The organism is Paenibacillus sp. FSL H8-0548 (assembly GCF_038630985.1).
Lineage (GTDB): Bacteria > Bacillota > Bacilli > Paenibacillales > Paenibacillaceae > Pristimantibacillus.
Genome location: NZ_CP152049.1, coordinates 4,881,973 through 4,904,248 on the forward strand (window position 1 = coordinate 4,881,973; position 22,276 = coordinate 4,904,248).

General features: G+C 46.3%; 16 protein-coding genes and 1 tRNA gene. 2 read left to right on the plus strand and 15 right to left on the minus strand.

Annotation, left to right across the window (positions count from 1 at the left end; genetic code table 11):
* Positions 1-4: 4 nt before the first annotated feature.
* The 8 genes from MHI37_RS21315 to MHI37_RS21350 form a co-directional block, all read right to left on the minus strand.
* Complete coding sequence (locus tag MHI37_RS21315; RefSeq protein ID WP_076339871.1) at positions 5-1,126, minus strand: glycoside hydrolase family 88 protein; 1,122 nt, start codon at positions 1,124-1,126, stop codon at positions 5-7.
* Positions 1,127-1,143: 17 nt separating this feature from the next.
* On the minus strand, positions 1,144-2,019 hold the full coding sequence (locus tag MHI37_RS21320; protein ID WP_076339870.1) for a carbohydrate ABC transporter permease: 876 nt from the start codon (positions 2,017-2,019) through the stop codon (positions 1,144-1,146).
* Positions 2,020-2,051: 32 nt separating this feature from the next.
* The gene (locus tag MHI37_RS21325; RefSeq protein ID WP_076339869.1) at positions 2,052-2,990 is read right to left on the minus strand and encodes a sugar ABC transporter permease; all 939 of its coding nucleotides are present in this window, start codon (positions 2,988-2,990) and stop codon (positions 2,052-2,054) included.
* A 179-nt stretch (positions 2,991-3,169) separates the two neighbouring features.
* Positions 3,170-4,690: an extracellular solute-binding protein gene (locus tag MHI37_RS21330; RefSeq protein WP_306010687.1), complete on the minus strand. Its 1,521-nt coding sequence runs from the start codon at positions 4,688-4,690 to the stop codon at positions 3,170-3,172.
* A 173-nt stretch (positions 4,691-4,863) separates the two neighbouring features.
* Complete coding sequence (locus MHI37_RS21335; RefSeq protein WP_076339867.1) at positions 4,864-7,155, minus strand: helix-turn-helix domain-containing protein; 2,292 nt, start codon at positions 7,153-7,155, stop codon at positions 4,864-4,866.
* Between the two features lie 628 nt (positions 7,156-7,783).
* The gene (locus MHI37_RS21340; RefSeq protein WP_076339866.1) at positions 7,784-8,314 is read right to left on the minus strand and encodes a hypothetical protein; all 531 of its coding nucleotides are present in this window, start codon (positions 8,312-8,314) and stop codon (positions 7,784-7,786) included.
* Positions 8,315-8,478: 164 nt separating this feature from the next.
* Complete coding sequence (locus tag MHI37_RS21345; protein ID WP_076339865.1) at positions 8,479-9,282, minus strand: sensor domain-containing protein; 804 nt, start codon at positions 9,280-9,282, stop codon at positions 8,479-8,481.
* A 542-nt stretch (positions 9,283-9,824) separates the two neighbouring features.
* Entirely contained in the window at positions 9,825-13,127 is a 3,303-nt protein-coding gene (locus tag MHI37_RS21350; protein WP_076339864.1) for a leucine-rich repeat protein, read from the minus strand.
* Positions 13,128-13,856: 729 nt separating this feature from the next.
* Between MHI37_RS21350 and MHI37_RS21355 the strand changes: the two genes are divergently transcribed.
* Positions 13,857-14,534, plus strand: a complete 678-nt coding sequence (locus tag MHI37_RS21355) for a hypothetical protein (protein WP_076339863.1) — start codon at positions 13,857-13,859, stop codon at positions 14,532-14,534.
* Positions 14,535-15,304: 770 nt separating this feature from the next.
* Here the strand turns inward: MHI37_RS21355 and MHI37_RS21360 are convergent.
* Both MHI37_RS21360 and nrdR read right to left on the minus strand, forming a co-directional pair.
* A tRNA-Ala gene (locus tag MHI37_RS21360) sits at positions 15,305-15,380 on the minus strand.
* Positions 15,381-15,502: 122 nt separating this feature from the next.
* Complete coding sequence (gene nrdR / locus MHI37_RS21365; protein ID WP_076339731.1) at positions 15,503-15,985, minus strand: transcriptional regulator NrdR; 483 nt, start codon at positions 15,983-15,985, stop codon at positions 15,503-15,505.
* A 239-nt stretch (positions 15,986-16,224) separates the two neighbouring features.
* On the opposite strand from nrdR, the gene MHI37_RS21370 reads away from it, so the two are divergent.
* Entirely contained in the window at positions 16,225-16,443 is a 219-nt protein-coding gene (locus MHI37_RS21370; RefSeq protein ID WP_076339730.1) for an alpha/beta-type small acid-soluble spore protein, read from the plus strand.
* A gap of 111 nt (positions 16,444-16,554) precedes the next feature.
* Here the strand turns inward: MHI37_RS21370 and MHI37_RS21375 are convergent, their stop codons facing one another.
* The 5 genes from MHI37_RS21375 to polA all read right to left on the minus strand — a co-directional run bounded on the left by MHI37_RS21375 (position 16,555) and on the right by polA (position 22,162).
* The gene (locus MHI37_RS21375) at positions 16,555-17,121 is read right to left on the minus strand and encodes a lytic transglycosylase domain-containing protein (RefSeq protein ID WP_076339729.1); all 567 of its coding nucleotides are present in this window, start codon (positions 17,119-17,121) and stop codon (positions 16,555-16,557) included.
* Complete coding sequence (coaE, locus tag MHI37_RS21380) at positions 17,118-17,714, minus strand: dephospho-CoA kinase (protein ID WP_076339728.1); 597 nt, start codon at positions 17,712-17,714, stop codon at positions 17,118-17,120. The genes MHI37_RS21375 and coaE overlap by 4 nt, the downstream gene beginning before the upstream one ends.
* Positions 17,715-17,729: 15 nt before the next feature.
* The gene (locus tag MHI37_RS21385) at positions 17,730-18,440 is read right to left on the minus strand and encodes an MntP/YtaF family protein (RefSeq protein WP_076339727.1); all 711 of its coding nucleotides are present in this window, start codon (positions 18,438-18,440) and stop codon (positions 17,730-17,732) included.
* Positions 18,441-18,583: 143 nt separating this feature from the next.
* Positions 18,584-19,435 (minus strand): DNA-formamidopyrimidine glycosylase, encoded by an 852-nt coding sequence (gene mutM / locus MHI37_RS21390; RefSeq protein ID WP_076339726.1) that lies wholly within the window; start codon positions 19,433-19,435, stop codon positions 18,584-18,586.
* Positions 19,436-19,483: 48 nt separating this feature from the next.
* Positions 19,484-22,162 (minus strand): DNA polymerase I, encoded by a 2,679-nt coding sequence (gene polA / locus MHI37_RS21395; protein WP_076339725.1) that lies wholly within the window; start codon positions 22,160-22,162, stop codon positions 19,484-19,486.
* Positions 22,163-22,276 lie beyond the last annotated feature (114 nt).

Consider the following 22,276-nt stretch of genomic DNA (forward strand, 5'->3'; position numbering starts at 1 on the left):
TTTATTATAGGGTTTCCTCGCCTTTTTCTTTCTCCAAGCATGCCAATATGAATGGTGCCATGCCTTTAGAGTCATTAGAGACAACCTGCTCACTGATATAATAAGTAAAGGACCCATCACGGTAAGGCTCTCCGCCCAATCCCGCGACACGATTAATACCGTGTACATGCACATTCCCAGCCTCATCAATAGCCGCTGCATGCTCCAGCAGTCCACCATATCCATGATCAGCCGCGGCACGATACCTCCCGCTAAGATAACCCTGATTAAGCGCCTTTTGCGCCGCATATATGATCATGGCCGAGCCGGAGCTTTCCAGATAATTACCGGAGCGCCCTTCCTGGCCCAGCACTTGATGCCACAGCCCGGTCTCCTTGTCCTGCACCTGCGCCAATGCCGCAAACAACCGCTCATACGTGCCGACAAGCTGCCCACGCAAGCGATGGTTGATCGGCATAAAATCAAGGACATCGACGATTGCCATGCCATACCAGCCAACCGCCCGCACCCAAGCATGAGGAGAACGGCCATGCTCCGGGTGTGCCCACTCCTGCTCCTTGCTTTCATCGTAGGCATGGTGCAGCAGCCCCGTCAGCGGATTGCGCGTGCGGCGCTCGGCGATTAGGAGCTGGCTCGCTACATCGTCCAGCAGCTCTGGCTGATTCTGCATCCGCGAATATTCAGCCAGGAAAGGAGCAGCCATATACAAGCCGTCGAGCCATACCTGGTAAGGATATACCTTTTTGTGCCAGAAGCTGCCCTCCTCGGTGCGAGGCTGTCCTGCCAGCTGGTTAATCAGCTGCTTGGCTGCCTTCATGTATTTGTCCGCTCCTGTTTGTTGATAAAGAAACAGCAGCACCTTGCCTTGATTGACCTGATCCAGATTGTAATCATCCAGATTATAGCTGCGAATTGAACCGTTATCGGCGACATAAGCATCGATATTTTTTTGAATATAGGCCAAATATCCCTGCGATCCGGTTCGCTCATAAAGGCGGGCGATTGCCAGCAGCAGGCAGCCGCTCTCATAATTCCAGCAATCACTCAAATAGGGATGATCCGACAGCAGCGGATATTGCCTGATCAGCGAATCAACCGTTCGAATCGACCAGCTTTGTGTAGGCATCGGACTCTTCCTCCTCATCAAGCTTTAACTGAACCGAGCAGCGCACCTTTGGCAAAATGCTTTTGTAAAAACGGATATACGAGCAGCACCGGTACCGTCGCCACAACGATAACGGCCATTTTCACCGCTTGTGAAGGCGGCGGTACATCCGTATAAACAGCATTGTCATAGCTCAAGCCGCTCGCGAGTACGATAATTTGCCGCAGCAGCACTTGCGCCGGCCACTTGGCCGCATCGCTTAAATAGAGAATAGCGTGCATATACGTATTCCAATAAGTCACGGCGTAAAATAGCGAAATTGTCGCAATTGCCGGGAGCGAGCAAGGAATTATGATGCGGAATAATATGCCGAAATCGTTGCAGCCGTCGATTTTGGCCGATTCCTCGAGCGCATCCGGAAGCCCCTGAAAGAAGGTTTTGAGAATGATCATATTAAACACGTTAATGGATACCGGAATAATCAAAGCCAGGTATGAATTCAGCAAACCCGTTTCCTTAACAGCCAGAAATGTCGGGATCATGCCGCCGTTGAACAGCATCGTAAATACGAATAAAAACATAATCCAATTGCGCCCCATCAGATCCTTGCGTGATAGTCCATAAGCCGTCAACACCGAAATCAGCATGCTCCAAATGGTGCCAAATGCTGTAACGCCTATCGAAACGAGCATAGACCGAGTCAATGTACTGGTGGAAAAAATATATCTGTACGCATCCAGCGTAAATTCCGTTGGTATTAGTAAAAACTTTTTGGAAGCTATTTCGCCTGCCGTGGCAAATGAGCTGCCAAATACGTGTATAAACGGTAGTACCGTCACCAATCCAATAATGCCGAGCAGTACCATATTCACTCCGTTAAAAATCCGTCCGCCCCATGCTTTGTCGCCTACCATATGTTTTCCTCCCTCCGGTCATCCTCTGGCTTCTAGTAAATGCCGTCCTCGCCGTATTTTTTCGCAAGCCAATTTGCGCCAATGACTAGAACCAACCCTACGAAGCCTTTAAAGAACCCGACTGCCGTCGAATAGCTGAGCTGTCCCTGATGGATGCCCGTCACATATACATACGTATCGAATATTTCTGCCACCTGCCGGTTAGTAGAATTGAGCAGCAGATACACATGCTCGAATCCCAGCTCCAGCACGTCGCCAATTTTCAGAATCAACAAAACGACGATCACGCTTTTGATAGCCGGCAATGTAATGTTCAGCATTTGTCTGATTCGGCCCGCACCGTCCATCTTAGCCGCTTCATACAGCTGTGGATCAACCGATGCGATTGCCGCCAGAAAAATAATGGTGCCCCAGCCAGCCTCACGCCATATAACCTGAAGAATATACATCGGGCGGAACCACTCTTCTTTAAGCAAGAAATTGATTTTCTCAAACCCGAGAACCTCAAGCAAGCTATTAAAAATACCGCCGTCCACCGTAAAAATAACAAAGCTGAGCGATACAACGATGACCCACGACATAAAATGCGGCAAATAAATCAACGTCTGAACCGTCCGTTTATATTTCTCCGACCGAAGCTCATTAAGCATCAAAGCCAGAATGATTGGGATAGGAAAAAAGATGAGCAGCTGCAAAGCAAATAAAATAATCGTGTTGGAAAAGATCATCCAGAAGTCAGGAGAGCCAAACAATCGCTCAAAATGCTCAAAGCCTACCCATTCGCTGCCAAGAATCCCGTGATAGGATTTGTAGTTCTGAAATGAGATAATAAGGCCGTACATCGGAATATATTTGTAAATAAGGATATACAGCAGGCCCGGAAAAATCATCAGGTACAGCCACTTGTTTTTGAGAATACTACGCATGATGTGGGCTCGCTTGCCTGACGACAACGTCAGTTGGCTGTTCATCTCTTCCGCCCTCCTAAAGTGTTTATAGACTAGTTTTAACAGCGGAAAACAAGGATTTAATTCGATGCACGCTTGTGCTTCTGTCCAATCTGCTGTCTGTCGAGCAGACACACAAGCTTCATTATGGGCAGCGGCTGTTCCCGCTTGTAATGTGCAGGAACACGCCGCTTGCCTCTTCTTTATTTGTTTTGCTCGTAGGCAGCGTTAAACTCTTCGATCATTTGCGTACCGCCCTCAGACTTCCAGCGCTCAACTGCCTTGTTAAATCCAGCCTCGTCCATTTCGCCAAGCATATAATTATAGGTAGCGTCCGTGATGATTTGAGCCAGACGATCCTTGTGCTTGGTAAAGGTATCGGAATCCAGCATAAGCGTTGGATCGGGTACGACATACGCTTCATTGTCGGCAAACAATTCCTGCGCTTTCTGCATTGGCGCGTAATCATATTTGCCTTCCAGACGATTATTTGTCGCCGAATCGCCGACTTCAATCGTATTGTACGGTTTCACATCACGGTCAATTTTCCCTTGTTCCTTAACAGGTACAGCCATTCCATCCACAACAGTATAATGCTCATTCTCAATGCCCCAGTAAAGCATATTTGCGATTTCTGGGCTCATCATGCCATCCATAAAAGCCAGCACCTGCTTCAATTTCTCCTCCGTCTTAATCGCTGATTTTGGGAACAGATACGGGTGGTTGAAGCCTGGGCCTGAGAATACAGTAAATTTGCCGCTTGGCCCCTTCACCTGGTTAAACACCTCGAGCTGCGCATCAGGCTGCAATTGCGCAAGTCCAGTGTACAGCTGCTGCACATCGCACATACAGCCGATATAAGCGCCAGCTTTGCTGTTCATGATGAGATTTTGCTGCTCGGTCTTGCTTGTAACCGGAAAATCGGAATTAATGTATCCGTTTGAACGAAGCTTTTTGAAAAACTCCATCGTTTCCTGATATTCAGGGAACATAAAAGCTGGAGCAAGCTTACCGTCCATTACCCCCCATTCATTAGGCGTTCCATTCCATGAAGCAATCGTTTTGAATGCGCCAGAAACCAGATCCCCTCGCTCCGCCAGACCAACAGTATCCTTTTGACCATTTTGATCGGGATCTTCATTAGTAAACTTCTCAAGCATCGTGTACAATTCGTCCAGATTTTGCGGATCGGACAACCCAAGCTGCTCAGCCCAATCCTGGCGATAAATAATGCCTTGACGGGATAGCGGCCGTCCTTGATAGAGCGCATACAGCTTACCGTCCACTTTAGTATTGTTCAACACTTCTGGATTCAGCTTCTTCAAGTTCTCGTATTGATCAATATAAGAGGAAATGTCCCAGAACTGACCATCACGAATTGCTTCACGGTTGGCACCTGTAATCGAGATGTTGACGATGTCAGTCAAGCTGCTCGTAGCAAAGGCTGCACTCATTCGATCCGGAAAAGTAGAAGCTGGTATCCACTGGATATCTAAATCCACATTCAGCTTCTCCTCAATTAATTGTTCAATCTTGGCATCCGGCGTTTCTGCCATATGCAGCGGCGTCATGATGGAAATTTTTGCGCGGGCCGCCTGACCGCCACTCCCTTCTGTTCCTTCATTTTCTTTTCCCCCTGTTGAAGCATTGCCGTTTCCATTGCCACATGCACTAAGCAGCAGTGTCAGTGCCATAAACATACTAATTGCAACTCTTCGTTTCAAGCTATTCAACTCCCCAACCTGTATTTTCTGTTGCAGTCTCATCGTAAACGGTTAAGAAGCATATCGCCTATACTCATTTTGCTAGATCCCTTGCTGCTTGCAGGTTTCTGGCGTTTTCGCTCCTCCATCCAACCAAATGATTATACCTGATATACTGCTTTTTCATGCCCTTGCTACTTGCCGCTATACTGCGATCGATACTGTCCAGGCGTCATATCCTCCTGCTTGCGGAATGCACGGATAAAATTATGTGAATTGTTGTATTTCAGCCGATCAGCAATGTCCTTAACCGTCATATCGGTTTCCGTCAGCCACTGCTTGGCAATATGAAGTCGGTAGCTGGCCAAATATTCGCTAAACGTATGGCCAGTCTCCTTCTTGAAGACGCTGCTCAAATAGCTGGCATTATAGTGCAATCGTGCGGCACAATCTTCGAGTGTAAATTCGAAATCATAGTGATTTTGAATCAAATCGATAATGCGTTCCGAAAGCTTCTGATCCTGCGAATGACGTCGTTCAGCAAATTGCTGAAGCATCGGCATGATCAATTTATCCTTGAACCATTCTTCAATTTCATCGCTGACATGCATCGCCAATACTTCCTCGTAAAGCGACATCCAGTAGGTGCCGTTCTTGCCCAGAGCGATCCCTGCTTCCTGCCCCAGCAAGAGCAGTCGATTGAGCAGCCGGACCAGCGACAGCTGATAATGATCCGGCAACCCAATCTGGTTAATCGCTTCGGACATCCAACTGCGCAGCAGTACAAGCGCTTCCTCCTGCTCAGCCAGCTTAATCGCTTGAATCAAATCACTCTCAATGCGAGCCGGATATTCAAAACCGACCGAAGGCTTGCCTGAATGCAAGCTGCTGAACGGCACGATAATACCTTTGCCAAGGCGAATCCGGTGGGTCAGTGCCTCCAAAGATTCCTCGTACGCACGCGAAGCATACTTCATCTCCTGAAACGGCGCACTAATTCCAATGCTGGTCGACAAACCCAAATAACGTGTGATCAAATCTTTCAGCGATTCTGTCAGCTGATAAAGCTGCTCCTCCACTTGCTGCCAGCTTTCTTCCTCATAACCGGCGACAACGACCACCGAGCGATCCATCAAAATAACCGGCAGCCGGTTTTCCATCGGTACAACCTCTTCCGAAATATTTAGCACAGCAAACAGCAGCAGCTCCAAATCCTTGGATTCATAATGGGTATTCTCCAGCGTATCTACCTGAATCGCCAGCACCGCCATTTGCTGCCAATTGGGCTGGAAACCAAAGTAGTTCATTTTTTCGTGAATTTCCGCGTCGCGCAAACTGCCGCTGAGCATGCGGTGGAAAAATAGCGAGCTCACCTGCTGCACCTGGCTCCGCACCTCGTTCTCCAGCTTGGAGTTCGAATTGAACAGATGCTTGATATGATCCTCGATCACCTGTACTTCATTGCGCGGAGAAGCTTCACTGCCCACATCTCTTCCTTCGATCGCTTTGACCAAACGCTTCAATGGGGTATACAGCTTATTCGTACCCAGCAGGACAAAGAGAATCGACAATATCATGATGAATAAACTAATCGCCAGCGTTAACCAGCCGATCTGCCGTGATTCCTCGGTCAGTTGATCAATCGATACGACCGACATATAGATCCAGCCATTAAAGGCTGATTTGTAATAGGTAACCGTGTAGGGGCGGCTTTCATGTATCGTCACCAGCTGCCCAGACGTATCATCAAAGCTCATCTTGGCCTCAAATATCGGATGCGAGGACAGAGGCTTGCCAATCATAGCACTGTCCTTGTGTAATACAATGCGCTGCTCCTCATTCAGGACAATGATTTCTTCCTGGCCCTCCCCATCCGTTATTAATTCGGCAATGCTGCAAGCCGGGATGTTGGCGATCGCAAGCGCATATTTGTTAATCGTAATGTTTGGCAGCTTCTTCACCAGACTGATCATATACGGACAGCTGCGACTCGAGATGGCATCCTTGTAGCTGTTTTTTTCCACCAGCAGCCAAGATGTATTTTGTGTCAATTCAAATTTATCCAAATACGCCTGTTCATCGGGATGCTCGTTAAGCCGCTTAATGCCCGAATTTTTGATCAGCCAATTTCGCTGCTTGTTCACGATGATAACGTCCTCCACCTTAGTATCAAAAGACTGCAGATGGGTAATTTCACTTTTGAGATTGTTATACAGCTGAAAATTAGGAGCGCTCATCACACTATACATCGCATCCTCCATCACGCGGGATTCAGCGAGATTCGTTAAGGTATGATCAACCGTCTTGAGCACTTGCTCGATATTCGCATTCAACTGCCTGACATACTGCATCTCGGCCTGATTGACCCGCTCCTGCACTTGTTTCGAGGACTGTATATAGGAGAACAACCCGATAATGACCACGGGCAAAATACTGATTACGCTTCCAAAAAGAATCATTTTGTTAAGCAGGCTTTTTCTGCGCATTCGCACGGCAACCTTTCTGCAAAGCTATTATGTATTCACTCAAACGATTACATATATTATAGGCATGAGTCCTTCAGACTAGCAATCATCATTCCGGAGAAGTGATTTGAATGAAACATATATAAGTTGAACTAGAGATTTCCAGGCGAGAATAAGGATTCCAAAAGCGTACACTTCGTTTCTCCAGTACAAGTCTCCACTATATGCAGGAGAAGCGCCTACACTGCACTTATTACAATGAAAACCTCACATGAGAGCTGTTTCAGACCGCTACATTGTACTTTTGCACTAGAATTCGCTCCAATCCAACGAATATCGCCCTAGAATAGGCATTCTATTGCACAAACTACAGTGTACGTGCCCTAGTTAGGCGAGTAACGTCGATTACGTTGTACAAACTACAACGTAGCCACTACCTCTATAGCGCTGAACCCCATCGAGCTAGCACAAAAAGGAGACTATCTCTCCGGTGAACTGCACCCCAAAAGTCGCAAAAAAACCGAGTCCCTATAACTAGGAATCGGTTTAACATGCTGGGGGGCGTAAGTATAAAAGATGTTCATGTGGGAGGAAAAGAGAATCGTTTGTTTATTTAAAGTCTATTTTCCAAAGACATACAGTGTATTTGTTATACGGAAAAATACCGAACCAGGCCTAGAATTGCGAAACAAAGCAGAACCGTGCCTGACCCAATTCCCGTAATCGCGCTGCTTGCAACCTGAAGCTTTGGTGCAGCGATAACCGCAAAGATGGATACAGCGACCAGCAGAGCAGCCAGCACGTACAAGCTGGAATCATCAAAAACGCTAACCAAGCTTATAAAATGGATGCCGACGATAAAAGCAATCCAAGGCGCGACATACTCTTTCACTTTTTTTCTAATGATTATGAAAGCACCTGCTCCAGCCACAAAAAATTCGATAAACACGGTAATCAAATAAACAGTAAATGAAGTATTGTCTGATAAGGCCGACGGTTCGTTCCAATTATTGATACTTAAATAAACACCGAGCAAGCAGACGAGAAGCGCAATTCCTGAGGCGATGCCAATATAGATGCGCCAGTTGGCCCTCGGCCTCTCCTGCGCCCAGCCGAACCAGCTAAAGCTGAACATCCCAAAAATCGCTGCATACATCGTATAGTCACGTATATAGTCCATATTAATCCTCCGATCGAATAAAAGATGAGCCTTGCCAAAAATCTTTTACATATTATAGCACGTATGTAACTTGGCGCATTATTTTGGTGAATAATTTCATATCCGAAGTAGTAACAAGATTGAGTGCCCTGAGTGAAAAGTATTTAACTTCAAAAAAAAGAGAGCTACAAAAGCTCTCTAAAGACTGGCTGTATCATCCCTTGAGTGGGCTGATCCTCTTGGTACTTAAAATATTGCGATGACTGAACCTGCGCATGTATTTGTGATTCCGCTGGCACTGGCTGCTGCTGCTGCTGATATGGCTCATCCACATACATAATTCTACGCTGAATTTGCATAAGCCCATTTACGACGCGAAGCGCGATCCAGAAAAGCACCAATCCAACGCCTACGTACAGCATATATTGCTGATTATAGGTCCAATCGATATGAAAATAATTAAACAAGTTATTTTCTAAAATATCCAGCTGTATTTCATTCATTAAAATGATGTGCACGACTGGAAGAGCAATAAATCCTAGTCCTAGTGAAATCACCGTTACCATAATAACAAAGAATACAATGCCTGTTACAAACCTTAGTAATATGAGCAGCAGATTTCGAATGAACAGCCCACCGTCAAATCCTCTCACCATTCGCATCAACCAGTTCTGCCCAGCTTCAGACTGATGATTGTAAGTATTCGAAAAAGGAGGAGTTGGTAAACCTAAAATTTGTCTAATCATGCTTTGTTCAAAACTTACAATCCCATTCAACAGCTTAGCTACTCCAAAAAATAACGGTATTCCGATAAAGATTGGAGTTAAACCGATTGATAGTACAAGCCCTGTTATCGCTACTGTAAAATAGATAATCCCTAACGGGAGGGATAGCAATAAATAGAGGATCGTTGCATAGGTTTTGGGATTAAAAAGCACCCAATTCACTTTACCTGTCGTTGCTTTTGCATTCGCTTCTATTGCCTTCATCTTCAAACACTTCCTTTGGCTTCATAAGTCACGCTTTAAGTTATAATTCCATTATATCTGCCTTATTTGTGTGACATAACCGTCTTAGGAAGTGTCAGAACCTAGGCTTTAGACTAGGACTGATCCTGTTCAGATGAACTTAATAAAGCAAAGACGCTAATTCATCGCGTTCCTTTCTCATTTTTTTCCTTCATTCTTCTAGCCCGTTCTATATTAGTAGATGGTTATTGACACTTTATATTACAAATCCTTTGGCCTCACGATAGAAGAAGTTTTTGAGCTTTTGAAAGAAGTTTATTGAACATGTAGATATGAACAAAAAAACAGTCCACGAAATTAATCGTGGACTTGAATGGTTTATTTAGTGGACCTGGGGGGAACGAACCGACGACCTCATCTCTCCACTGGCAGCGATGAGATACATTCCTGCACCAAGCGGATCCACTTAGCTTTAGACTGCTGCGTACTCCTGTAATATACCAAGCCTCTTGTCAACCAAAAACAACCTACATCAACTCTCAGGCGGCAAAAATTTGTATTCCTTATGGATTAATATATTGCAAGTATAGAAGCATTCGCCTAAGCATCACGGCGCTTTGCGCTCTGGAGGCACTCGCTTTGGGAGCAAATGTCGTACCCGTCATTCCCTGAATGATTTCGATTCCGACCAACTGCTCCGTCGCATCGGTCGCCCAATTGGAAATTTCAGCTCCGTCGGCAAATGACAGCAGCGTATCTGTGTTCTCTGTCGGTATCATTTTCCCAGCGAACGAGATTGCTCTTATGATCATAACAGCCATCTGTTCTCGGGTGATGCTGGCATTTGGACGGAATGAGCCGTCTTCATAACCGGTGATCAAGCCTGCTCGCTGCGCCGTGCCTACCGATCCGGCGTACCAATTCGCCGCTGTCACGTCCGTAAACGGTTCGCCTGCGCTTGCCTCGGATAATCCGAGCGCTCGTACAAGCAACGCTGCGAATTCAGCGCGAGTGATCGTATTTTCCGGATAAAACCTTCCATCAGGCAAACCGTCTATGATCAGCTTGTTCGCCAGCAGCTCGATATCCTTTTGCGCCCAATGTTCGCGTAAATCCAAGAACGTTCGATCAGATTGAATGACCGTATATACACCGCCTTGAACCACATGGATGGTCACGGTTCCATCGCTTGCAAATGATGAAGGCACAAAATGCATCTTGTTTTTCGCATCTATCCATACGACCGTTGCTTTGTCCGAATCGACCGCAGCCAACTGGTCACTCTTCCGTTGTACGTAGATACCGCGCCAATCGCTAACGGCCTGACCGTCAATGTCCAGCGAAATCAGGATCGGCTGCTCAAGCAATGGAACGGCACCTTGTTTTTTGATCGTTTCCTGCAAGGAAAGATTTGCCGCATCGGACACCTGGATAATCGTTGTCGCAAGGTTTCCTTCCTTAGGCATGTTCCCGATTACGCGGAACGGAATCCACAAGCGGTTTCCGTTCACCGTCACCTGAACGCCAGCATCAGGTTGTTCGTACCTCACACTCTGAAGAAACTCAGTTGGCATACTCACCTTAACTGCTGGACCAAGTCCATCAACGACAATAAAGACATTTGTTTGGCCAGAGCTCAGCGACTTGGTCAACTGCTCCGTTGTCAAGTGAAGCACATTCACGAGTTGTCCGTCAGCCGTCAGCTCAGTCGTAACACTTACCTCCGTACGGATGCCGCCGAGCATAATGGTAGCCGTGTCCGGGGCAACGGTTCCTTGATTCCCAGAAACCGAACCGGGAGATGAAGGCCCGATGTCAGTAATGGCGATCTCTTTAACCGATTCATTGCCTGCCAAATCCTTGGCATAGACAGTGTAGACGCCATTCGAGGTGACGCTGAATTTCTTCGCGGCTAAGATAGCAGTTCCAGCACCATCCACAAAATCATTTATACCATGACTTTCCTTCATCCAAGCAAGATTCGTCAACGTATTGCCTACCGCAATCCCAAATATGTTTTCAGTTACCGTTACGTCTTTTCCCAAACCGCCGTTCTCTCCAGCGACTAAAGTAAGAATTGGCGAAATCGATACAATGCGAATTCCACTCGTATCCACAGCGGTATACGCAAGTGAAGCAGTGTCACCGTTCAACATCGCAATGTTCGAGCCGGTTGGGAGATCCAGTCGCGGAGCGATGTCAATGCCATCCTCGTCCGCGAGTCCTTCCGATACTTCGTATGAGAAGGAAAGCTCGTTCATTGGCACTCCGCGTACTCCCGAATAAAGGGCGTAGACGATTTCGGACGCATCACCAGTACCAATGATGAGTGGAACCCTTGGCGTACCAGTAACGATTACATCATAAGCGTACTTCAAAGTAAAGCGTAATACCCCGCTGTTTCCATAAAGATCTTCAGCAGGCACTATCAACACCAATTCGATCCAAGATGCTTCAAACTGCTCCAGACTGGCATATAAAGCTGCGGCAGCCGTATCCAGCTGATTCTGGGTTTGATTCGCCGAATCGTCTGCTATGCCTTGCCCAGCCAAGATTGCCGCTTGCAAAATCGCTCTAGCCGCACCGGACGTCTCTCCTACTTCCGTACCTTCAGGATGATCCATCAACGCCTGATTCGCCTCTGCAATCCGCGCTTCCAATGCGGCAGCATCGCCAGCTTGAATAATCGCTCCTTCGAATACTTCTACCGCAGCGCTCAAACTAGCGGCAGCCGTATCCAGCTGATTCTGAGTTTGATTCGCCGAATCGTCTGCTATGCCTTGCCCAGCCGAAATTGCCGCTTGCAAAATCGCTCTAGCCGCACCCGACGTCTCTCCTACTTCCGTACCTTCCGGATGATCTGTCAACACCTGATTCGCCTCTGCAATCCGCGCTTCCAATGCGGTTACGTCGGCAGTAACGATTTCATTGGAGAATGCCTGAATCATCGCGTTCAAATCGGCGGCAGCGCCATTCAAATCGGAAACTGTAGTTGCAAAAGTGATCAAATCGACAAATAGCTCAGCATTGTCAAGTGCATCCATCAAATCATGATAATACTCCGACGACACTTGTCCGATATCTGTGCCTGGCAAATGATTTTTTAGCAACTGCTTTGACGTAGTCATCGCATCGAATAAAGCTGTACTATCAACAAATGTGAACCCTTTGCTGAGCGCAAAAGATTGTACGACTGAACCTGAGAAACCAAAAATCTTTAAATCGGCCGGAATTGCTTGATTGTTGTTGAATGCGAGTGGATCAATGACTGTCGATCTGCTTAGCAGCGACACGCTTGATAAATTGTTATAACGGAATGCGTAACCCCCAATACTCGTTACACTATCAGGGATCACTACGCTTGTGAGCAGGTTGTTTCTAAAAGCAAAATCACTAATCATTGTCAAATTGTTCGATAGGTTCACGCTTGTGAGCAAATTATCTTTGAATACTTCCTGTCCTAAGCTTGTGACACTATCAGGGAGAACAAGGGTGGTAAGCATATTTTTTTGAAATGCTCTTTCGCCAATACTTGTTAAGTTTTCCGGGAAGTCCACACTCGTGAGAAAGTTATATCCAAATGCATCATTGCCAATACTCGTCAGACTGTTCGGAAAAACCACGCTTGTGATATCGGTAATATAAAATGCCGTTTCTCCAATTGCAGTGACCGGTAATCCTCCCAATTTATTCGGAATAATAATATCCACGGCAGCACCTCTAGGGAAATCCGTAATTGTTGCATGCTGGCCGTCAGTCGTATACGTATAATTGCCCTCCTTGAGCGCATACGCATATGGGACCTGCGATAGGGACGTCCAACAAATAACCAAAGCAAGCAATGGGAAAAAAGCTGATTTTTTCATATTTTATCTCCTTTCTGTACTTTTGCCACCGTCTTACATTGTATCAACGACCAATAAATGAATAATGAAAGATTCTGTCGTTAATTAGCTAAAAACCGCGAAGCATCGAGCCTTCGCGGTTTTTCAATTGACGAAAAAATATTTTTTTGTCATCACATCAGCGTGCGAACATGTTGAATTCCATGTAAATCAATAGAGGTGGAACGTGCTTTTCACTTGTCCTTGTATCCTGCATCCATTGATTGAAAAGCAATTCTTGTTTGTATCGGGAGAAAACTTACCGTTTCGATCATTTCAATATCAGCTGAAAATAAAAACTAACGGACAGATGAGTCGCTGCTAGCGATGCGCTTCCTTATTAGCAATTGCCAACGGTCGTGCATGTGAAACGTTTCCATTAGTGTTCTCTTACTACATATAAGGAAGTAATAAAATTACTAATTTGTTGTTTTTGATAAATCAAATCTTAATCTTTCCACACATAGGGAATTTCAAAACAACCAATGCTTTATTGACAATAGTGTCGATGCGGATACGGTATTTATAAGATACCCTTCCGCAAGCTCATCTAAATGAATTTCCTACAAAAATGGATTTCTTACAACTTAAAAATATGATGTTAAAATTCCCAAGACCATTGTATAATAATTCCATGTGACGAAGAACGTCCTCATCCATCTTTTGATGGTTTGGGGGCGTTTTTTTATTTCTAATAAGGAGTTGGTGGGGATGAAAGGATTCCTTGAAGCGCATTCGGCATTTATCCAATATCACTTGGACCGTCGCTCGGGTGAAAGGAGGGGAAGACTGGAAAGAGGACATCAGCATGCAGAAGAACTATTCGCAAAAAATATATGGTGGCCAATGAAAGGTCATTTCGATCATTTGCATCCGGAATATGAGGTATTAGATTGGCGGGGTAGACCCTACTTTGCAGATTATTTGATTATGCCGGAATCATGGAGAATTCTCATAGAAATTAAGGGCTTCGGAGAGCATGTGACTAATATGGATCGCAAAAAGTATTGTAATGAGCTAAATCGAGAAACGTTTCTTAAAGGCATGGGGTTTCATGTCATTTCGTTTGCCTACGATGATGTAGCTCATCGACCAGAGCTCTGTATTTATCTACTCCGCACGGTGCTCAGTCGATTCGAATCAGTGAATTCAAAGGTAGAACGAGTATATTTCGCAGATCAAGAGATCATTCGATTCGCTATATTTCTAGCTCGTCCGATTCGACCCATCGATATCTCTAGACATTTCTCAATCGATCATCGAACAGCATTAGGGCATCTGCAACGACTTTGTAAGAAGGGTTGGTTATTACCGATTTATCACGGGACAGGGCAACGAGTTCTATATTATGAATTAACACGGCAAGGATTGGATAGTGGCTTATGGTAACCTACAGTTTAATTGAAGATTAGAATGTTGCGGGTGCGGGTGCGGGTGCGGGTGCGGGTGCGGGTGCGGGTGCGGGTGCGGGATTTTCTAGTTTTCCACTCTACCCGCTATAACTAAATGGATTTCCTACAGTTAGTATATCCTTGGGCGGAACATTCCTATAACTAAATGGATTTTGTCCAACTAGTTTGATCAAAATGTACCATTTCATTCGAAATACTCAAATCTAAATGTAGATTTTCCATTTAGTAACCTAATAAATCAATAAAACGTCCAAACTAACTACATAAAATCCATTTAGTATCACTCTAAAAGGTTCCAGCTTTTCAGAGCTCCCTGCGCGCGGCACGAGCGCCCCCGTAAAGCGGTTCAATTCCTGCTCTACATCTCCAACAAATCAAAAAAAGCTACCCGAAGGTAGCGTTTTATCATCGATTTGGTGGAGATAACTAAATGGATTTCCTACAGTTAGTATATCCTTGGGCGGAACATTCCTATAACTAAATGGATTTTGTCCAACTAGTTTGATCAAAATGTACCATTTCATTCGAAATACTCAAATCTAAATGTAGATTTTCCATTTAGTAACCTAATAAATCAATAAAACGTCCAAACTAACTACATAAAATCCATTTAGTATCACTCTAAAAGGTTCCAGCTTTTCAGAGCTCCGTGCGCGCGGCACGAGCGCCCCCGCAAAGCGGTTCAATTCCAGCTCTACATCTCCACACAAAAAAAAGCTACCCGAAGGTAGCGTATTATCATCGATTTGGTGGAGACTAGCGGGATCGAACCGCTGACCTCTTGCATGCCATGCAAGCGCTCTCCCAGCTGAGCTAAGCCCCCGTAATTCTTTATGTCGGTAGTCAATTCTTATCGGGAATTGTAACCTACCACTCTGGACCGCCAACTGAGCTAAAGCACTAAATGACGACAAGATTGATCTTAGCACAAGGTTGCTAGAACTGTCAATCTTTATCTATCATGCCGTTCAGCGGGTGTTTGGAGAGCAGATTATTGAGCTCCTTCATGAACATATCGATGTCTTTGAATTGACGATATACGGATGCGAAACGGACGTAAGCTACCTCGTCGACCGGATAAAGCTCATTCATGACAATCGAACCGATATCGCTGCTGTCTACCTCGGCATGCGCCGTTGTGCGCAGCTCCTTCTCCACCTCAGATACGATTACCTCCAAGCGCTCAACTGGCACAGGACGTTTCTCACAGGCGCGGATAAGACCACGCAATATTTTGTCTCGGCTAAACTCTTCACGGCTGCCATCTTTTTTGATCACAATCAGAGGCGTTTCTTCAATCATTTCAAAGGTAGTGAAGCGCCGACTGCATTTTTCGCATTCACGGCGTCGACGAATCGATTTGTTTTCGTTTGCAGGTCTGGAATCCAATACTTTTGTTCCGGCAAAATCGCAATATGGACATTTCATGCTGCGTCAGCCTCCTTTCTGGGTTGTAAGAAGAAACGACTACGTCGTCCTCATCTAAGGACAAGAAATTTCTTCCCAAAGTATAGGCGGAGTATGAATGCAAAATTCACACTTACCTATATTTCAAAAGCCTCTGAAAACGGGCATTCTTAAATATTTTTGATTTCCAACTAATTCCTGTAATGAAGTTTTGATTTTTGCACATAATACTTTTACCAACCGCAAGGAGGTGAACATACATGAGCGCATCCCGCAGCAGTAACCAACTGGTAGTGCCACAAGCGACAGCTGCCCTTGATCAATTGAAATATGAAGTTGCTCAAGAGCTAGGCATCGCAATTCCGCAAGACGGATACTACGGCAACATGGCTACAAGAGACGCAGGCTCGATCGGTGGATCTATTACCCGTCGCCTGGTACAAATTGCCGAGCAATCTCTTGCAGGTCAATACAAATAATGATTAATTACTTGTTGTATGAATAACGGAAGCTTTGGTACGCCCGCCCACGAAGTGGCGGGCTTCCAAGGCTTCATATTGTTTTCGTTGTTGTTGGTGCAAAGCAGCAAATTAGAGGCTCGGATATAGATCCTTGTACTTATTATAGTAGTAGAATACCCGTTTTACATAATGTCTGGTTTCTCCAAATGGAATTTGCTTTACTGATTCCATTTTACCGTCCCATACACCCGAGTCAAGCCATTTCCGAACGTTTCCAGGGCCAGCATTGTAAGCAGCTACAGCTGCAACTTTATTTTGATCAAACTGCTGATCCAAAGATTTCAAATACCATGAGCCGACCTGAAGGCTGACATCCGCACGATTTCGAAGCATGTCCTCATTTACCTCGTTAAAGCCAGCCTTTTGCACAACCCAATCAGCCGTTTCTGGCATTATTTGCATGAGTCCAAGCGCGCCCTTTTTCGAATCCTTACCTGTCTTATAATTGGTTTCACTCCGTATAATCGCAGCTACCAAATGAGGCTCCACGCCGTAATTTGAGGCGCTTGCACGAATGTCTTCCTTAAAGTGCACAGGATACATCCAAACGGCGAGCCAATCTGATTTAAGAAACAAAATAGTCATAAGACCGAGCAGCAGTATGAGCAGAACTCTTTTCTTCTGCAGTACTCTCATAGCAAGCTCTGGCTTTTCATAAATTGCTGTACCTGCATCTCTGTCTGTTCAAAAGTCCCACTATTATCAATCACCCAATCCGCTTTTTGACGCTTCTGCTCAATATTCATTTGCAGTGCTACCCGGCGGCGGGCTTCTTCCTCAGACAATTGATTGCGTTCCATTAAACGTGCATGCTGTACCTCAGCTGGAACATATACAACCATTATACCCTCATATAGGTTCTCCTGCTTCGTTTCATACAAGAGCGGTATATCCGCAACGACTAAACGGTTAGGAAACTGCTCCGAATAGCTATGTAATCGATTCTGCATAGTTGAGCGTATAGCAGGGTGGGTAATCGCTTCAAGCTTCGCTAACGAGGCTTTGTCCTTAAATACGATCTCCCCAAGTGCCTTTCGGTTAAGCGAACCGTCCTCTTCCAATACAGCTTGTCCAAACGTAGAGGCAATCGCCTCTAATGCTGGTTCACCCGGAAGAACGACTTCCCTTGCAACTTGATCGGCATCGACCAGCAGTGCACCGCGTTCTACGAGCATTTGTGCGATTGTGCTTTTACCGCTGGCAATACCGCCGGTTAATCCGATTATCATCCATTTCACCTCAATTTATAACAGCTTCATAATTCCCATCGCAATTAATAATACACCTGGCACGATAGATAATGCTTGCATGCCTCGCCAAGCAGAGAACCGAAAGCCAAATCGAATGCCTCCTACGAGAAACAATGCGCTGGCTGCCATGATCGTCAAAGCAGTCAATAAGGAAGGCAATCCAATCAATGCGGCTCCAAGACCTGCTCCAAACGCATCCAGCGACAACGCAACTCCTAGCATAACGGCTTCCGATGCGGATATCGTACCTGATTTGTCGACATCTGCCGCTTGTGGTGTCCGAAGAATTTGAATGACAAGCCCTAGACGCTTCAGCTCTACCATGACAACAAGCGCTGTGCTGGCGATCTCTTGGGCCTGCGGCTTCGTACTCCGCTCCGCTGTTCTTTGTTGATCAGATTGCCCTGTACCCTCTTTGATCTCATTATTTTGCTTCCCGCGTCTAAGCTGCAGCAGTGCGTAGCAACCAATCAGGATGAGCACGCATGCCCCAATAAGACGCGCAACGAACTCGGTAAGAAATCCAGTCAGCCAGCCGCCAACCTGCATCGACAAAAAAATAATGAGACCAGAGCACAAAGTGATAATGATAACAGAGAGCAGTGGAATTCGTATTCGCCGCAATCCATACGTAACACCGACACCAAATCCATCTAAACTAACGGCAAACGCAAGCACTAATAGAGAAACAACATGCGCGAACAATTATTAAGTCCCTCCCCGCACAGCGGCTGCACCACTCACCAAAATCGCTGCGAGTAGTCATCCGCCTAATGACCGTAACACACTTATCATATGCGGGGAGTATTTGTCTGTGCTTGTCGAGATTTAATTGCCTTTTTTTCCTGCTATGCTTTCAATGCCTTAGCGTCTGCAAACGGTTGGCATTTACTGCAAATATGCGTTCCTCTGCCTCCGACCGTGAACTTTTGGATCGGTCTTGCACAAGCTGGACACGGCTCATCCTTCTTGCCGTAAACGAGCAGCTGATGCTGGAACATGCCCATCTCGCCTTGCCCGTTCACATAAGATTTAATGGATGATCCACCCGCTTCTACTGCATGCTCCAATGTTGCACGAATCGCTTCGTACAGTCGTTTCCATTCTGCTGGCTTAAGTGTATTCGGCGTGCGTTCCGGATGAATACGCGCTTGGAACAAAGCCTCATCGACATAGATATTGCCAAGCCCGACAATATATTCTTGATTGAGCAGCAGCGGCTTAATTTTAGACGCTCGCTTCGCAAGCTTGCTGCGCAGTACATCCACCGTAAAGCCAGGCTCAAGCGGTTCAATGCCCAGCTTGTTTAACGGAGGCAGCGCAAGCTCTTCTCCTACTTTGAATAGATGCATCGTGCCGAACTGGCGCACATCCTTATAACGCAGATCCGTCCCATCTTCAAAATGGAAGATCACATGCGTGTGACGCTCCACCGTCTCCTCAGAAGGAAATACACCATAGCGCCCTTCCATGCGCAAATGCGATACAAGAACCAATCCATCCAAAATAATTCTCAAAAATTTGCCGCGCCGTTCAACCGTTTCGATCGTATGTCCGACAAGGGCATCCGCAAATTGTTCAGGCTCTACTGGACGCTGTATAATACGCGGGAGTCTAACGGATACCGATTGAATTCGTTTTCCCGCTACAAGTTCGATTAATGTTCGTTTTACGGTCTCTACCTCTGGCAGTTCAGGCATTTCTCCTCACCTCAACAACCATTATACCTGAAATCGCCCGTAAATGGGTTACTTTGCTTCATACCAATTGTCACCGTAGCTCATATCCGCTTTCAGCGGAACGTCCAGCTTAAGCGCTCCGGCCATGACCTCGGGCACGAGCGTCTTCATGAGCTCAAGCTCATCCGCAGGAACTTCAAACACGAGCTCATCGTGTACCTGCAGCAGCATGCGGCTCTTCAAATTTCTCTCGCGCAGCGCCGCATCCATATGCACCATCGCTAGCTTAATAATATCTGCCGCAGTTCCTTGAATCGGCGTATTCATTGCCGTACGCTCTGCGAAGGAACGCAGATTAAAGTTGGAAGCATTAATATCATTCAAATAACGTCTTCGCTCCAGCATCGTCGCCACGTAACCATCTTGGCGAGCTTGTAAAACGATATCACTCATATATTGACGGACGCCCTTGAAAACTTCCTTGTAGTCCTCGATGAATTTGCCAGCCTCTTTGCGCGTAATGCCGAGGTTCTGAGAAAGTCCGAAATCGCTGATGCCATACACAATACCGAAGTTAACCGCCTTCGCGGAACGCCGCATATTGGAATCTACTTGATCAGCCGTCACGCCGAATACATCCATCGCGGTCTTCGTATGGATATCCATATCCTGAATGAACGCTTCCTTCATATTCTCATCATTAGCAATATGGGCCAGTACGCGAAGCTCGATCTGCGAGTAGTCGGCTGCAAGAATAAACCAGCCTGGCTCAGACGGAACAAAAGCTTTTCTAATCTGACGCCCTTCCTCAAGGCGAATCGGAATATTTTGCAGGTTAGGAAACTGACTGCTTAACCGGCCTGTTACCGCGATCGTTTGCCGATAATAGGTGTGAACCTTCCCCGTCTCCTTGCGCACCTCCTTGAGCAGTCCCTCTACATAGGTGGACTGCAGCTTAGTGAGCTGGCGATAGTGCAATATAAGCGGGATGATCTCATGATAGGGTGCTAGCTCCTCCAACACCTCAGCGTCTGTGGAGTAGCCTGTTTTTGTCTTTTTCTTGGCAGGCAAGCCGAGCTTATCGAACAATATGTCGCCAAGCTGCTTAGGCGAGCTAATATTAAACTCTGTGCCAGCATGCTTGTATACGTCACTAATGATGGTCGTTAGCTGCCGCTCAAGATCGCGTCCTAGCGCCTCCAGCTCTTCCTTCTGAACCTTAATGCCCAGAAACTCCATACCTGCAAGAATGCGGGACAATGGCTGCTCCATGTCAAAATAAAGCTTGCTCATTCCCGTCTTGCTAAGCTCCTCCGTTAATAACGGAACAAGCAGGCGAACCGCTTCTGCTTTGAGCGCCAAATGCCGATATAAGGTCTCAGCGTCAGGCACTTTGAATTTTGCGCCTTTGCCATAAACCGAATCGTCAGATGGCAAGATAGACAGCCCTTGTTTATCATTAATTCCGCTTAGCGTCTGGCTCGCTTCAGTTGGGTCAAGCAAGTAGGCTGCTAGTTGAACATCAAAAGCTGAACCCTCAAAGCTGATCCCGCTCCACTTGAGCGCAAGCTCAATTTTATGTAGGTCAAAGCCGTACTTCGGCTTGTCCGCTTGTTCCAGCCAGCTCCGGAGCCCAGCAGCGAACGGCTGCTTCAATACCGAGTATGGAAACGCAAATACGGCAGATTCAGTAGCAATCGCGAGGCCGATCAGCTCAGCATGATGAGGATTTTCACCTATCGCTTCCACATACAGCCCATTTTTGTCTGACTGAGCAAGCAGCGCGAGCAGCTGCTCCAATACAGCAGCATCCTGCTCTGACTCAATGAGCTGGATATTCAGCTCCGCCGCCGCAGCCTGCGCCTGCTCCTCCATATCGCCTGCATCCTCGCCTAGCTGCAGCCGTTCGATAAGAGACTTAAATTCAAGCTTGCGGAAGGCATCCGCCAGCTTCTTGTCCTCGTAGCCATCGTAACGAAGCTCTTCCATGCTCTTCTCAAAGGGCACCTCGCGGAATATCGTCGCCAGCTTCTTGCTCATCGTGGCGTCATCCTTATGATTCTCGATATTTTCCCTCAGCTTGCCCTTCAGCTTGTCCAAGTTTTCTAGAACACTTTCCACTGAGCCATGCTCATGCAGCAGCTTTAACGCGGTTTTCTCGCCTACGCCCGGCACTCCAGGAATATTATCGGACGTATCGCCCATTAGACCTTTTAAATCAATGATTTGCATCGGTACAAGGCCATATTTTTCTTGAATCGCTGCTGGTGTATAAATATCGACCTCGCTGACGCCTTTCCTAGTAACGGCTATGGTCACCTTGTCTGAAGCAAGCTGGAGCATGTCCTTATCGCCAGTAACGACGATCGTCTCGACGCCCTTCTCATCAGCTGCCTTTGTCAATGTGCCGATGATGTCATCAGCCTCATAGCCGGAAAGCTCGAACTGCGCAATGCTGAACGCATGCAGCAGCTCCTTAAGTACTGGGAATTGCTCTGACAGCTCGGACGGCGTCTTTTGTCTTCCGCCTTTATATTCGGTGTAGCCTTCGTGGCGAAATGTGATTTTGCCTGCATCGAACGCGACAAGCACATGGGTCGGCTTCTCCTGCTCGAGCAGCTTAAGCAGCATCGTTGTAAAACCAAATATCGCATTCGTATGCTGGCCAGTAGAATTAGTGAGCGGCGGCATTGCGAAAAACGCGCGATATGCAATACTATTTCCATCAATTAGCATCCATTTTTCCATAGGGAATCAACACCTTCTTTATGTAACATTGATACCGCTAAGTATACCACAAAAAGGGCTTTTCCCAAGCATCGCCGCTAAAAGGAAAGCCCTTTTCCATTTATGATCCTGACA

Excerpts from the sequence above, each read along its gene's own strand:
- MHI37_RS21315 (WP_076339871.1), bottom strand. The coding sequence starts at position 1,126 with ATGCCTACACAAAGCTGGTCGATTCGAACGGTTGATTCGCTGATCAGG.
- nrdR (WP_076339731.1), bottom strand. The coding sequence starts at position 15,985 with ATGAAATGTCCATATTGCGATTTTGCCGGAACAAAAGTATTGGATTCC.
- coaE (WP_076339728.1), bottom strand. The coding sequence starts at position 17,714 with ATGATAATCGGATTAACCGGCGGTATTGCCAGCGGTAAAAGCACAATC.
- MHI37_RS21335 (WP_076339867.1), bottom strand. The coding sequence starts at position 7,155 with ATGCGCAGAAAAAGCCTGCTTAACAAAATGATTCTTTTTGGAAGCGTA.
- MHI37_RS21340 (WP_076339866.1), bottom strand. The coding sequence starts at position 8,314 with ATGGACTATATACGTGACTATACGATGTATGCAGCGATTTTTGGGATG.
- MHI37_RS21345 (WP_076339865.1), bottom strand. The coding sequence starts at position 9,282 with ATGAAGGCAATAGAAGCGAATGCAAAAGCAACGACAGGTAAAGTGAAT.
- MHI37_RS21375 (WP_076339729.1), bottom strand. The coding sequence starts at position 17,121 with ATGAGAGTACTGCAGAAGAAAAGAGTTCTGCTCATACTGCTGCTCGGT.
- MHI37_RS21350 (WP_076339864.1), bottom strand. The coding sequence starts at position 13,127 with ATGAAAAAATCAGCTTTTTTCCCATTGCTTGCTTTGGTTATTTGTTGG.
- mutM (WP_076339726.1), bottom strand. The coding sequence starts at position 19,435 with ATGCCTGAACTGCCAGAGGTAGAGACCGTAAAACGAACATTAATCGAA.
- MHI37_RS21320 (WP_076339870.1), bottom strand. The coding sequence starts at position 2,019 with ATGGTAGGCGACAAAGCATGGGGCGGACGGATTTTTAACGGAGTGAAT.
- MHI37_RS21370 (WP_076339730.1), top strand. The coding sequence starts at position 16,225 with ATGAGCGCATCCCGCAGCAGTAACCAACTGGTAGTGCCACAAGCGACA.
- polA (WP_076339725.1), bottom strand. The coding sequence starts at position 22,162 with ATGGAAAAATGGATGCTAATTGATGGAAATAGTATTGCATATCGCGCG.
- MHI37_RS21325 (WP_076339869.1), bottom strand. The coding sequence starts at position 2,990 with ATGAACAGCCAACTGACGTTGTCGTCAGGCAAGCGAGCCCACATCATG.
- MHI37_RS21355 (WP_076339863.1), top strand. The coding sequence starts at position 13,857 with ATGAAAGGATTCCTTGAAGCGCATTCGGCATTTATCCAATATCACTTG.